The sequence below is a fragment of the Mesorhizobium sp. M1348 genome (assembly GCF_040317925.1).
In the GTDB taxonomy this organism is placed as follows: Bacteria; Pseudomonadota; Alphaproteobacteria; order Rhizobiales; family Rhizobiaceae; genus Mesorhizobium.
The window spans coordinates 68,122-81,367 of the sequence record NZ_JAMYLH010000011.1; the positions used below are offsets into that span (position 1 = coordinate 68,122).

At 61.4% G+C, this 13,246-nt stretch carries 9 protein-coding genes; 5 read left to right on the forward strand and 4 right to left on the reverse strand.

What is annotated here, in order from left to right:
- Positions 1-8 precede the first annotated feature (8 nt).
- Positions 9-1,307, reverse strand: a complete 1,299-nt coding sequence (locus NKH13_RS19415) for a glucosamine inositolphosphorylceramide transferase family protein (protein WP_502914257.1) — start codon at positions 1,305-1,307, stop codon at positions 9-11.
- Between the two features lie 345 nt (positions 1,308-1,652).
- Between NKH13_RS19415 and wecB the strand changes: the two genes are divergently transcribed.
- From wecB to NKH13_RS19430, 3 genes are read left to right on the forward strand one after another with little or no spacing between them, the layout of a single operon-like run.
- Positions 1,653-2,807: a non-hydrolyzing UDP-N-acetylglucosamine 2-epimerase gene (wecB, locus tag NKH13_RS19420; protein WP_352467134.1), complete on the forward strand. Its 1,155-nt coding sequence runs from the start codon at positions 1,653-1,655 to the stop codon at positions 2,805-2,807.
- Positions 2,800-4,131 carry a UDP-N-acetyl-D-mannosamine dehydrogenase gene (gene wecC, locus NKH13_RS19425; RefSeq protein ID WP_292653783.1) on the forward strand — a complete coding sequence of 444 codons (1,332 nt, stop codon included), beginning with the start codon at positions 2,800-2,802 and terminating at the stop codon, positions 4,129-4,131. The genes wecB and wecC overlap by 8 nt, the downstream gene beginning before the upstream one ends.
- Complete coding sequence (locus NKH13_RS19430; RefSeq protein WP_352913778.1) at positions 4,128-4,931, forward strand: WecB/TagA/CpsF family glycosyltransferase; 804 nt, start codon at positions 4,128-4,130, stop codon at positions 4,929-4,931. Before wecC ends, NKH13_RS19430 begins: the two co-directional genes overlap by 4 nt.
- A 44-nt stretch (positions 4,932-4,975) precedes the next feature.
- Here NKH13_RS19430 and NKH13_RS19435 read toward each other — a convergent pair whose 3' ends face one another.
- Entirely contained in the window at positions 4,976-6,415 is a 1,440-nt protein-coding gene (locus NKH13_RS19435; RefSeq protein ID WP_352913781.1) for a lipopolysaccharide biosynthesis protein, read from the reverse strand.
- 169 nt (positions 6,416-6,584) lie between these two features.
- On the opposite strand from NKH13_RS19435, the gene NKH13_RS19440 reads away from it, so the two are divergent.
- On the forward strand, positions 6,585-7,703 hold the full coding sequence (locus tag NKH13_RS19440) for a glycosyltransferase family 4 protein (protein ID WP_352913784.1): 1,119 nt from the start codon (positions 6,585-6,587) through the stop codon (positions 7,701-7,703).
- Here NKH13_RS19440 and asnB read toward each other — a convergent pair.
- Together asnB and NKH13_RS19450 are read right to left on the reverse strand one after the other, a co-directional pair.
- Positions 7,677-9,602: an asparagine synthase (glutamine-hydrolyzing) gene (asnB, locus tag NKH13_RS19445; protein WP_352913786.1), complete on the reverse strand. Its 1,926-nt coding sequence runs from the start codon at positions 9,600-9,602 to the stop codon at positions 7,677-7,679. The genes NKH13_RS19440 and asnB overlap by 27 nt on opposite strands.
- 168 nt (positions 9,603-9,770) lie before the next feature.
- Positions 9,771-11,012: a glycoside hydrolase family 5 protein gene (locus NKH13_RS19450; protein ID WP_352913787.1), complete on the reverse strand. Its 1,242-nt coding sequence runs from the start codon at positions 11,010-11,012 to the stop codon at positions 9,771-9,773.
- Between the two features lie 116 nt (positions 11,013-11,128).
- Here NKH13_RS19450 and NKH13_RS19455 point away from each other — a divergent pair, with 116 nt between their 5' ends.
- A complete protein-coding gene (locus NKH13_RS19455; RefSeq protein ID WP_352913790.1) occupies positions 11,129-13,057 on the forward strand; it encodes a heparinase II/III family protein in 1,929 nt (642 codons plus the stop codon).
- The last annotated feature ends 189 nt before the right edge of the window (positions 13,058-13,246 follow it).

The window sequence follows — 13,246 nt, forward strand, 5'->3', positions numbered from 1 at the left end:
AAATCCGGTCAGCTGGCGCTGTCCACGACCTCGACACGTCCCGCGCGGTTGAGCGTGTGAATGCCCGCCCGAGCCCATGCCGTCCCGGGATCGATTGGGTGGGGCAGTTCGAAACGGACGTCGAAATCATCAAGCCGATCCAGTCGCATCAAGCCCAGGCCGCCGCCATAGGCTCTCGAGCCGTTTTGCACCGGCAGCAGCAGCGAGCCGTCCTGGCGGATAAAGGCGCCGCCGGGCCGAGTGGCCGAGTGATCGACGGCGACCGGATTGAGCGCGTGCGCAGCCCAGGGCCCACGCAGCGCCGGAGCGGAATAGACGGCCATCGTGTCGGATGCGCTGCCGTGACCGAACCGCTCAGTCCCCAACAGCCAGAAGCGGCCGTCGGATTCGAGCAGCGTGGCGTCGTTGAAATCCCTGTCCGTCATCAGCACCGTATCGCGTACCCAGCGATCCGGAAACTGCACGGCACGGTAGAGCACCAGTTCTCGCGCCGTAGCGCTTTCAGGGATCATGAAAATCTCGCCGGAGTGAGCGAACACCTGCGGATATGACAGGTGATGCGCTTCCTCCAGCACCATTTTCGGCACGCCGAAAGTGCCGTCGGTGCCAAGTTCGGCGACAGAAATCACGCCGCGGCCGATGGCGTAGGGGAACTCCTCGACAAAAAGAAAGTGGCGGCCGTCGCGCTCGAGAACGAACGGATCGGCGTAGAATCGCTGCCCGTCATCGGCAAGCACGGTGAACGGCTTGCCATCCAGCTGTCCGGTTTCGGCGACGCCTGGACCGTCGATCAGCCGGTAAGCAACCTGCCAATAGAAGGGACGCCGACCACGTCGCAGTTTTTGCACGGCGCGGTCGAGCAATCCCTTGCCGAAAAAGGGCAGATAATGCCTGATAAATCCGCCTTTCTGCAGGGGCGGCGCCGGGCTCTCGGCAATCGGCGCAAGTTTGCCCGTGGAGAAGCGGGCGACACATTGGGCAATCAGGGAGATGGCGCCGGCGAGCAGGTCGTTGCTGCCGCGGGACAGCCACAACCGGTCGCTGATCATCGGCCGTGCCCTGGCGACGGCAACGCCGTCGAGGCGCGCGGTGAGTTCAGGCAACCGCCTGCTCGCCAGCATCTCGGTCATGCCCGCGGCAAAGCTGCTGTGGCCGCAAAATTCGAGCGTCAGGACAGGCGTACCCCGTCGTGCGGCGGTAGCGGTGAGATCGACTATAAGATCGACTGGGCTGGTATCGCCGGACGGCAACGGCCCGGAACGGCTTGCCAGTGAGGGGCCGAAGCGCCGGCCCTCGAGCGCCAGCACATTATCCATCCCGCGCGAATTGGGTTCAGGCGTCGGCGCGCGCCTACTCGAAACCGCATGTCCAGCCGCACTCAACCGCGCCAGAAGCTCATTTTCCCAGCGCCGGGATGCGTTGGCGTGGCCGATGATTAAAATATTAGTCAATCCAATATATTCTTTTTCAAGACTATTACCATAGACTACTTGTCAGCCCAACCTTTCATAAGAGTTAATCCGGGAGAACGCAGCCTTGGTTGTTAATCATATATTAAGAATTGAGATCACGAAGGCGCTGTCCGGCGCTATTATGGCTCTTGCGGGCAATAGTCGGCATGTCCCGAGGGCTGCAGGCGACCAGGATCAGCGATGAACGTCCTTTCACGTCCAAAACTGCCGTCCAGGCAGAAACTGCTGATCGTGTTCGGCACGAGGCCGGAGGCACTCAAATGCTTTCCAGTGGCGCGTGCCGCCCTTGCTCATCCAGGCTTCATCACCGAAATATGCATTACCGCCCAGCATCGTGAAATGGTCGACCAGGTTGTCGAGCTGACCGGCCTGCCTGTGCATCACGATCTCAACATCATGCAACCCGGCCAGTCGCTGTTCGACGTGACCTCGCGCGTGCTCCTGGGCATGGCCGAGGTGCTGGACAAGGCGAAGCCCGATATCGTCATGGTACAGGGCGACACCACCACGGCGATGGCCGCGGCTCTGGCTGCCTTCTACAAGCGTATCCCGGTCGCTCATGTCGAAGCAGGATTGCGCAGCCACAACATCAACTCGCCGTTTCCTGAAGAACTGAACCGCAAGATTGCCGGCAACATCGCCACCTGGCATTTTGCGCCGACCGTTCAGGCGCGCGACAATCTCATCGCCGAAGGAAAGGCCGAAAGCACCATCTTCGTGACCGGCAACACGGTGATCGACACGCTGTTGCATTTTTCAAGCGCGATCGATGCCGACAGGCTGATGAACGCGAAGCTCGCTGCCCGCTTCCCCTTCCTCGACCCTTCCAAGAAAATGATCCTCGTCACCGGCCATCGCCGCGAGAATTTCGATGGCGGCATCCAGCGCATCTGTACGGCGTTGACGGGATTGGCGGCGCGCGGAGACGTGCAGATCGTCTACCCTGTCCATCCAAACCCCAATGTGAGCTCGGTGGTCAACGCAGAGCTGGAAGGCGTGCCGAACATCCATCTGGTCGAGCCGCAGGATTATCTGCCGTTTCTGTACCTGCAGAAGCAGAGCTATCTGGTGCTTACCGATAGCGGCGGCGTGCAGGAAGAAGCGCCTTCGCTCGGCAAGCCGGTGCTGGTGATGCGCGAAAATACCGAGCGACCCGAGGGGATCGTGGCCGGCACCGCCCGTCTTGTCGGGACCGATGTCGAGAAAATCCTGTTCAACGCCAATCGCCTGCTCGACGATCAGGCTGCCTATCGCGGCATGGCGGAACGACACAACCCATATGGCGATGGCCGGGCCAGTAACCGGATTGTTGAGGAACTGCTGCATCATGGCTGAAATCAAAACCGTTTCCGTAATCGGTATGGGCTATATCGGCCTGCCGACCTGCGCCATTTTCGCCAGCCGCGGGCTCAACGTCATTGGCGTCGATGTCAACGGAGCGGTGGTCGAGAAGGTCAACCGCGGCGAAATCCACATCGTCGAGCCGGACCTTGACGGCCTGATCCAGAAGGTCGTGGCTAACGGCAAGCTCATGGCCTACAGCACGCCGCAGCCGGCGGACGCCTATATCATCGCCGTGCCGACCCCGATGACCCACGACCATAAGCCGGACGTGACCTACGTGCTCGCGGCGGCACGAAGCATCGCCCCAGTGCTGAAGCGGGGAGACCTTGTGGTGTTGGAATCGACATCGCCGGTCGGAACCACGCGTATCATGACCGGGCTGCTTGCCGAGCTGCGGCCCGATCTCAAATTTCCGGTCCAGCATGGCGAAGACGCCGATGTGCTGGTTGCCTATTCGCCCGAGCGCGTGCTGCCGGGAAAGGTGCTGACCGAGCTGATCAACAACGATCGCTCGATCGGCGGATTGTCCCGCAAATCGTCGGAGCGGACCGCGGCACTCTATTCGACCTTCGTCACCGGCGACCTGTTCATGACAACGGCCGAAAGTGCTGAGTTGGTGAAACTGACCGAGAACGCGTTCCGCGACGTCAACATCGCCTTTGCCAACGAGCTTGCCGCAGTGTGTCAGGACCTGTCGCTCAATGTATGGGAAGTGATCGATCTCGCCAATCGACACCCTCGCGTGAACATCCTCCAGCCGAGCCCGGGCGTTGGCGGTCACTGCATTGCGGTCGATCCATATTTTATCATCGACGCCGCACCCAACAGCACGCGGCTGATGGCTTCGGCACGCCGGATCAATTCCGAGCGGCCCATGTCGGTGGTCAGGGATATCGAGGCCTTGCTCGACCCCTCCCGCAAACAGACGATCGCCTGTCTTGGCCTCAGCTTCAAAGCCAACATCGACGATTTGCGTGAGAGCCCGGCCGTCGAGGTGGTGAAACTCCTGTCCGATATCCCCAATGTGAAGATCATTGCGGCTGAACCCAACACAAATTCGCTGCCGCATGAGCTCGAGGGCAGGGGCATCGTGTTCACCGACGCGCTTTCGGCCATCGACAAATCCGACATCGTCGTCCTCCTGGTCGACCATCGACAATTCAATCTGGTCGACCCCGAAGCGCTCAAGGACAAGAAGCTCGTCGATACGAGGGGGCTGTGGACCTGGCGCAAGGCACGCAAGCCGGACGCCCGCATCGAAGGCAAGAAACCAGAGGTCGCACAAGTGACGCTTGCAAGGGAGCAGGCCGCATGAACGCGCACGCCCCGGCATGGGCGCAGCATTCCCTGTTGGCGTCACGGCGCCGGGAGTTCCTTGGCGCACCTATCCATGCGCTGACCATGGCAGAGACGCTGGCCATCGCCGACGAGGCGATGACCCTGCGGCGGCCGCTGCATCATGTGGTCGTGAACGTCGCCAAGCTGGTGACCATGCGCCAGAATGCCGAACTGCGCGAGGACGTGGCAGGGGCGGACGTGGTCAACGTCGACGGCATCGGCGTGCTTTGGGGCGCACGTCTGTGCGGCGTCGCGCTGCCCGAGCGGGTGGCGGGCGTCGACATCATGATCAATCTGCTGAGCCTCTGCGCGAAGCGTGGGTTCAGGCCGTATCTGCTGGGGGCCGAACAGCACGTTCTCGACGCGGTTGCAGCGAGACTTGCCAAAGACCATCCGAGCCTCAGCATAGCGGGAATGCGCAACGGTTATTTCAAGCCGGAGGACGAGGCCGGGATCGTCGCGGCGATCAACGCCTCGGACGCCGACTGCCTGCTGGTGGCCATGCCGACACCGCGCAAGGAACGCTTTCTCAAACGCTACCGCGATGAACTCGCCTCAAGCTTCGTGATGGGCGTGGGCGGCAGTTTCGACGTCTATGGCGGCAAGGTTGCCCGTGCGCCGAAGCTGATACAAGCGGCGGGCCTGGAGTGGCTGTTCCGCGTGGTCCAGGAGCCGCAACGCTTGTGGCGCCGCTACTACGACACCAACACTGCCTACGCCGGGCTGCTGTGCCGGGAGTTCTGGGAGCGTCGCTGGCGCCGAAACGCCGGTTTATAGGTTCGCGTTTTCCCAACAATAGAGGCGTTGGCCTGGACTTCGCTTTACGCGATCCGTAGCCGCGCCCGCAGCTGGGCGACGAATTGCGTCGCTTCCACAGGGTGGAACAACGAGGTCAGCCCGAAGAAAACCGCAGCGCCGGCGGTGCCGCCAGCGACAAGCGAGAAGATCGCAGGCACGTCGCCGGCCACCATGCTGGCAAGCTTGGCGGCCACCCCCGTGCTGAGCGAGATGATCACCGAAACACCGATGTCGCGCCACGGCACCGGCACCGGCGTGAGCCGCTCGCTGATGATAATGCAGGTTATGGAGCCCACCACCGAGCCGCCCGCTAGCGCCAAAGCGGCGCCGATCTCGGCCATCGGGGGGATCAACAGCAGGGACAATGTGATTGTTGCCACCGAGCCGAAGAGATTGGCGATGATCAGCAGCCACGGCCGCTTGTGCGCGTGCACCACGACGCCATAAACGAAGCTGGTGAGGTTGGCACACAGCACGCTAAAGGCAATGATCGGAAACAGCAGGCCGAAGCGGCCGTGATATTGCGAGGGCAGCATGAGCTCGGTGATATCGCTGCTGAGCGCGACCAGCATCGCTGCAATCGGCAGGCAAAGCCGCATCATCAGCGCCATCAGTTGCGACAGCAGCCGGCCCGACGCCGCGGGCCCATCCTCGTCGAACCGGCTGACCACCTCGGGAAAGGCGCCCATGTTGATGGCGTTGGCGACCATGTCGATCGGCTGGCGGGCCAGGGCATAGGCTGCGGCGAAGATCGCTACAGCGCTGGCATCGTAATAGATCTTGAGGAACAGACGCTCCGCGCTGTTGAGCCCGAAGCCCACCAGCGCCATGATGACCAGCGGCACACCGAGCGCAAAGAAGTCCCTGTGGGTGAAGCGCGGCGGACCGGCAACGACCCGTCGGTATGCCATGATCCCCGCCACGATGCCGGCAATCAAGGCGCCGAGGCTCGAGCCGAGCGAAACCGTCAGAAAGCTATCCTGGAAGACAAGAATGGCGCCGATCGGCAGCGCGAGTTGCAGCAGGGCACGCAGGGCTTCTAGGATCGAATAGACCGAATGGCGCTGCTGCATCTGCAGCACCGTCAACGCGAAGCGGCTGATGGATCCGGCGACCAGATAGCCGCAGACCGCGATCGCGAACTCGACCCAGCGTTCCGGCACGACCACTGCCGACGCGCCTACCGATATGACCAGCGCCAGGGTCGTGGTCGCAAGCAACACCTGCCCTGCCAGCATCAGGCTGCCGCGGCTGACCTCGCCCTTGCCGCCCAGCCTGAGCAAGGCGATGCGCAGCCAGTTGGTGACGGCAATGTCGGTCATTTCACCGACGGTCACCACTAGGGTGAGCAGGCCATACTCGGTCTGGTCGATCAAACGCGTCACTACGACCAGCAGGAGCAGCGCCGAAATTCGCGTCAGCAGGATCGCCGGAGCATAAATGAGGGTGGAACGGAGCAGCAAGGGCGTGTCCCTGGAAAACTCACCTCCGACTAGCCGCCGACTGGCGGAAAATCCAGCGCGATGACGGCGAAGGGTGAACAGATTCAGTTTGAACTAAAAGATTTGCCGTAAACCTTATCGGGAACGTTTGCTTTGCAGTTACCCGGTCTGTGTTATTTAGAGTACCATCATGTTGCAGCGCCTCATATCCGATCGAAAAATACATGTCCTGGTCGCGACGCCGTCGGGCGTTTCGGGGCAGGGCGGCATCGACCGCATCATGGGGGCGCTGAAACAAGAGTTCGAACGGCAAGAAATTGCGGACATCGATGTGTGCTTCCTTGCCAGCCGTGGCCCGGGCCATGTCGGACTTTCGGTCTTCTATATGCTCGGCTTTTGCTTACGGATGCTTAAAGCGCGTCTGGCTGGACGCGCCGATGTCATTCATATCAACATCTCAGTTTCCGGTAGCACCTACCGCAAGATGGTGATCGCCGCCTGCGCACGGCTGCTGTCGATACCCTATGTCCTGCATTTGCACGGGGCGCAGTATCAGACATTCTGGAAAGCCGACCGTGGTTTCATAAGCCGCCGTATCAAAGCTCTGTTCGAGCATGCCGATCGGGTGATCGTTTTGGGCAGGCTTTGGCGCGATTTCGTCGCCGACCGGGCGCCGGGCGCTGCCGGCAATATCGTGATCGTGCCCAATGCGACCGAAGTCCCGTTGCTGGCGCATGTCGGCGGCGGCGACCATGTGCATATCCTGTTCCTCGGTCGCATCGGCGACCGCAAGGGCGTACCGCAATTGCTGGAGGCGCTGCACCGCATGAGCCCTGTCAAGAATTGGCGCGCGACGATTGCCGGCGATGGCGAAGTCGAGGCGGCACGGACAAAGTCAGCCGCGCTGGGGATTGCAGACCGGATCGCCTTTCCGGGCTGGGTGGGACCTGACGATGTCGCATCGCTGATCTCTTCGGCCGATATTCTGGTTCTTCCCTCGTTCGCCGAAAATCTGCCGATGTCGGTTATCGAAGGCATGGCAGCCGGTTTGGCGGTGGTGGCGACCCCGGTTGGCGCGGTCGAAGACATAATCACCGACGGGCAATCCGGGCTGCTGGTGCCGCCAGGCGATATTACAGCGTTGACCGACGCGTTGAGCCGCCTCGTGGAGAACCCAGCACTAAGGGCAAGGCTTGGTGCCGGTGCCATGGCCGTGCATCGGGAACGGCTTGAGCTCGCCCCATTTGTCGGCGCAATCTGCGATGTCTGGCGGTCGGCCGCGTCAAGCCGTCAACCGGTCAAGCGCTGAGGCCGACGATCGCGGCGGCGCTTCGAGCCTGAATTCGCGGTGGAATATCTCCAAATTCAACAGCGCCCATATCAGTTTTTCGTGGTCGGCGGCACGCGTGGTGTGTTCCGAGACGATTTGATCGAGCTGTTTCGGACTCAGATAGCTGCGAATAACGGAGTGAGGCGAGCAAAGATGGTCATGCACGTAGTTCCTCATCGATCCGCGAAACCATTCGGCGACCGGTACCTTGAACCCGACCTTGCGGCGGCTGAGAATTTCCTCGGGAAGGATATTGGCCATGATGTCGCGCAGGATCTGCTTGCTGTGCAACCAACCCAGCCTGTAGCGATCGGGCAATTTGCTGACGAACGAAACCAGATCGCGATCGAGGAACGGCATTCTTCCTTCGATTGAACCGGCCATCATCATGTGGTCGCCTCGTTCCAGGAGATTGTCGGGCAGCCACGATGTCTGATCGAAAAACAGCACGCGGCGAAGATGGGAGGCCGCAGCGCTTGACGAGAACGGAAAGTCGTTGCGCTCATAACGGCGATTTACGGACTCACCGATCAGGCAAGCGCGCTGCCGCGCCGAAACGGCTCCAAACCAGGAGACCATCCGAGCGGCAAAGTCCCTTTCGCCCGCGGTGCGGGCAAACGTATCGACCTTGGCCGACGCGCCCGGCATGGCGCGTACCAAAGGGGAAAGGACGTTATCGTGCAGCGAGGCTGGAACAAGCGACTGGTAGATACCGGCCAGTGATTCCGCGCGATGCTTGGGGTAGCCGCCGAGAATCTCGTCGGCTCCTTCTCCGGTGAGCACCATCTTGACGTCCTGGGAGGCTCGCTCCGACATCAGGTAAATTGGAATATCGCTGCTTTGCGAAACAGGTGCCCCGCGTTGGCGAACCATCGCTGGCAGGTGATCCATCAGATCGCCTGGCTGGATGACAAGTTCGCAATGATCGGTCCTGAAATGATCGGCAACGCGCCGGGCGAATGCAAGTTCGCTATAGGCTGCGTCGTCGAACCCGACAGAAAACGTGCGAATGGGCGTGGCGCTATGCCTGGCCATCAGCGCGACGATAGCCGAGGAGTCGAGTCCTCCGGAGAGAAAGGCCCCAAAAGGTGCATCGCTGCGCATCCTGATCTCGACGGAATGGTCGAGCAGTTCCAGAAATCGCCGCTTGGCGGCTTTTCCGTCGATCCGCTCGGTCAGGGTCGCCTGGTCCGGAGGCGTATAGTAGCGCGTTTCCTTGACTACCCCTTGCGACCAGACAGCATAGCTGCCGGGATTGAGCTTGCGGATCTGTTTAAAAAGCGTGCGTGGTCCCGGCACATAACGCCAGTTCAGATACTCGTGCACGGCATCCAGATCGAGTTGCTGCGCATCTTGCTGCGACGACAATAATGCGTTGATCTCCGAGGCAAACAGCAGCAATTTTTCGCTTTGCATGAGGTAAAGCGGCTTTTCCCCGAAGGGATCCCGGCCGAGGATCAATTCCTGCCTCTGAGCATCCCAGAGGGCAAAGGCGAACATGCCGCTCAGCCGGTCGAACATGGACAAGTGCCACTGATCGTAGGCTCGGAGCAGCACCTCGGTGTCGGAGCGCGTTCGAAAATGATGGCCAAGGCCGATCAGTTCCTGGCGCAGCTCGATGTAGTTATATATCTCACCGTTGAAAATTATTTTGAGACGGCCGTCCTCAATCTGCATCGGCTGATTCGACTCGGGCGCCAAGTCAATGATCGCCAGGCGGCGATGGACCAATGCCAATTGTTCCTCGCCAGTATTCAGGTCCAATATCTCGGTGCCTTCGGCATCGGGACCGCGATGCCGCAATGCATTTGACATTCTGGCGGCCCGCTCTTGTGGATTTTCGGCCCTTCGACCGATCCATCCGGCAATTCCACACATTGTCCCCCCTAGGCGCGCGCATTCCTCACTTCAGTACAACAAATGTGTTAAACACTTCGTGCCAATACAACCCAACCGGGAGAAAGGCTGCTACGGGCCGTTCCTCGATCAAGCCTGGCGGCCAGGGGTTGCCACCGGTTGTTCGCTGGTGAGGGGGAGTGACGGCAACTATGGCAGGCCCAATGCCTGCAGCATCTCCGGGTCGGGTACCGGGGGGCCATCGGGCCGGATGAGGCTCATCCCATAGGGATTGGAGAACTCCCAGACAGACCATGGGATCGCAAAGCGTTCGGCCTCTCGGCGCACTGCCTTGAGATAGCGCGAACGGTCGGCCTCAAAGGCGCCCATGCGGCCGTCCGCTGACATGAGGATAGCGCCGAATTCGCCCATGAAGAGCCGCCGGCTGGGAATGCCATGGCCTTCAGCCCAGTCGACAGCCTGGCGAAAGCTCGCCTCCAGTTGGCTCTGGCCCCAGTTCTGCTCGAAATATTTCGCGATTGCTTGGCGCGCGGTGGCCATGTTCATCATCTGCTCGACCCTGCTCAAGCCGGCAGCTTCCATCCGCGCTCTAAGGGTTTCGGTCACCACTTCGGGTGTACTGCTGTCGGCCGGCCAGGGAAGTCCCGAAGCAAAGCTGATTGTGTCATCGGGCCGCTGGTGGGTGAAGCTGTGCGGCTCATACATATGGAAGCTGTAATAGAGGTTTGGGTCATCAAAGCCGGGGCTGAGGTTGACCAATCCGGCAATGCTGCCGCCGCAGGCGCCGGTTGCAACGATGGTAAGTTCGCTGCTGACCGCTCGAATGTCGTGGACGGTCCCTGCCATGATCCGCTGCCAGTCATCGCTGCCGCTCGCATCGCATGGGTAGTATGCGGGTTCGTTGTAAGGTTCGAGGGCGACTCTGTCGGTGCCTATCTTGACCAGCATGGCGGCGACCGCCACAACCATTTGACGATAGCGGGCAACGCCCTCGCTGTCGGCGCCGCCATAGATCATCTCCATGCTGTAGTCGGGAACCTGAGTGACGCCATGCAGGTCGAAAACCACCTTGAGGCCGGTCGACGTGATCCGCTCGACGGCGGCGGCAAGTATGTCCAGCGCCTGCTGCCGCTTGGCGCCCTCGCTGGCAAGCAGCGGGCCGGGATCGACGCTCAGCCGGACGAAGTCGAAGCCCATCGATCGGATGTGGGCAAACACCTCCCCGGACGGCCAGTCGGTGAGCGGCCTGCTTTCCGCAAGCCACTCCTTTTCGCTGCGATAGGGCGGCCAAACGTAGGTTCCGTCTTTCTCCACCGGCGACCAGTTGAGCCACTGATGCACGCCAACGCCGCGCTTGAGAGGGATGGGCGCTGCGTCGGCCGCCACAAGCAAGGCGAGCACCCAGGCAACAACATACACTGCTTTTCCCATCGCTCCCTCCGCATGCTCGCGGGAGATATTAACCGCAACGAACGGGAAAGAAGATTGCCGGCCCGCAGCTTTTCGACGGCATGGTATACAAGGACCGAAACGTTGACGGGGCGTGCATGAGAATCGGCTGGTACATCAACCGATTGCGCAGCATGGGACCGGCCGAGGTGTTGCACCGGCTGGTGGAGCAACGTCGAAGGATCGCGTCGCGCCGCCGCGATGATGGGTGGGAGCGCTATCCATCGCCGCAGTTGCACCCGGTGCTGCCCGGATTTCGTCATGCTGCGCTGGCAGCGACCGACGCTCAACGGCAAGCCCTAGCGGCGGCCGCGCAAGAGATGCTTCAGGGCCGTTTTTCGGCACTCGGGCGGACATGGCCAAAGCGCGAGCCCGATCTTTTGTTTCCTGCTGAGCTTTGGCGTCTTGATCCGGTGACCGGCAGGCTTTGGCCTGGCCCCGAGGCTCATACTTTCGACATCGATTTTCGCCATGGCGGCGACCTTGGTGATATAAAATATGTCTGGGAGATCAACCGGCTGCAGCAATTGCCAGCACTGGCTGCCCACCTGCTCCTCAGCGAGGATAATCGGTCCCGGAGTGCCATCGAGTTGGCGATCGGCAGTTGGCATTCCGCCAATCCGCCGTTCCGAGGCATTGGCTGGGCTTCCGGCATCGAAGTAGCACTGCGAGCCATCAGCCTGATCGTCACCCTGGACCTCGTCCGCGACCGGCTTGACCCGGCGACACTGCGGAAAGCCGGAGAAATACTCGCGGCAAGCGCCTATTGGCTGCCGCGATTTCCATCCCGATATTCCTCCGCCAACAACCATCTCGTCGCGGAATTGGCTGGCGAATATCTGGTCGGCCTGGCGCTCGGAGCCGAAACCGAAATTGCCCGCAGCGCCCTCCTGAATGAGACGCACAAGCAGATTCTTGCCGACGGCGCCGGTGCCGAGCAAACGCCGACCTATGCAGCCTTCAGCGCCGAACTCATCTTGCTGTGCGCCGCCGCGGCACGCCAGGCGGGAACGCCGTTTCCCTCGGCTGTCGAAGCGCGTCTGGGCGCCTTCGCCAATTTCGTCGGCTGGCTGCCACAGAAAGCCGCCCGCTTCGGCGACGACGATGAGGGCCATGTGCTGAAGCTGGGCGACGAGCCGAACTATATCCGATCCGTCGCGGCCGCCATCCACGGCTTACTGGGGACGCCGGGCAACACGCCGGAGCCGGACGATTTTCGTTCGCTTTTCTTTGGTGCGCCGTCGGGCCCGGCGCCCGCGGTGCATGGCTTGCAGACATTCGCGCAAGGCGGGCTCTCAGTCTGGCGCGGAGCAATGAATGGCCGCAATGTCGAACTGACGTTCGATCATGGACCGCTTGGCTATCTCTCGATAGCAGCGCACGGCCATGCCGACGCGCTGTCGCTTACCCTGTGCATCGACGGTGAGCCGGTGCTGGTCGATCCCGGCACCTGGCTCTACGGTTCGGGAGGCGCGTGGCGCGACTGGTTCCGCTCCACACCGGCGCACAACACGCTGAACATCGAGGGTAAAAGCCAAAGCACCATCGCTGGGAATTTCAACTGGTCGCACAAGGCAGTCGCAGCGCTGGTGGAGAGCGAGCCGGGAACGCACTGGAGGCTGAGCGCCCGGCATGACGGCTATAGAAGCCGCTTCGGCGTCGTGCATCAGCGCACTTTGGCGCGCCAGGCCGATGGCATCCTCATCACCGACCAACTGCTCGTCGGCACGCGCCAGTCCGAGATCGTCTTCCAACTGGCCGCCGGCCTCCATGCCGACCGGCACGAAGATACGGTCACGGTGTTGCGCGGCGACGAGGCGCTGTTGGCCATCCGCTTTCCCGATGCTGCGCTCGACATCGGCGCCGGCGGTGACATGCCGGGGCAAGGCGGTTGGGTTTCACTGCGTTTTGGCACCAGGCAGCAAGCCGAACGGCTCGCTTGGCACGGCGAAGTGGGCGAAGCCGGGATCGATATCCATCTTGCCCCAATTCACCCGCCGCAACGGAAAAAACCGGCGCCAACGTAGAGTTGCCGGGCGAGTTCCAGCCGTATTCGACATTAATTACGTTTGGACATTTAGCGGTTTCGTTACCGTTGATCTGCTAGTCTCGCACCATCCAGCCTGCTTTGCCCGCCGTGCCCGCAACAGCCACTGGTTGCAGGCGGCGTAGCGAGTTTGGCGGGAATTTTGTGCTTTGCTATTCGCCAGATCGCC

Excerpts from the sequence above, each read along its gene's own strand:
- NKH13_RS19455 (WP_352913790.1), top strand. The coding sequence starts at position 11,129 with ATGAGAATCGGCTGGTACATCAACCGATTGCGCAGCATGGGACCGGCC.
- NKH13_RS19450 (WP_352913787.1), bottom strand. The coding sequence starts at position 11,012 with ATGGGAAAAGCAGTGTATGTTGTTGCCTGGGTGCTCGCCTTGCTTGTG.
- wecB (WP_352467134.1), top strand. The coding sequence starts at position 1,653 with ATGAACGTCCTTTCACGTCCAAAACTGCCGTCCAGGCAGAAACTGCTG.
- wecC (WP_292653783.1), top strand. The coding sequence starts at position 2,800 with ATGGCTGAAATCAAAACCGTTTCCGTAATCGGTATGGGCTATATCGGC.
- asnB (WP_352913786.1), bottom strand. The coding sequence starts at position 9,602 with ATGTGTGGAATTGCCGGATGGATCGGTCGAAGGGCCGAAAATCCACAA.
- NKH13_RS19440 (WP_352913784.1), top strand. The coding sequence starts at position 6,585 with ATGTTGCAGCGCCTCATATCCGATCGAAAAATACATGTCCTGGTCGCG.
- NKH13_RS19430 (WP_352913778.1), top strand. The coding sequence starts at position 4,128 with ATGAACGCGCACGCCCCGGCATGGGCGCAGCATTCCCTGTTGGCGTCA.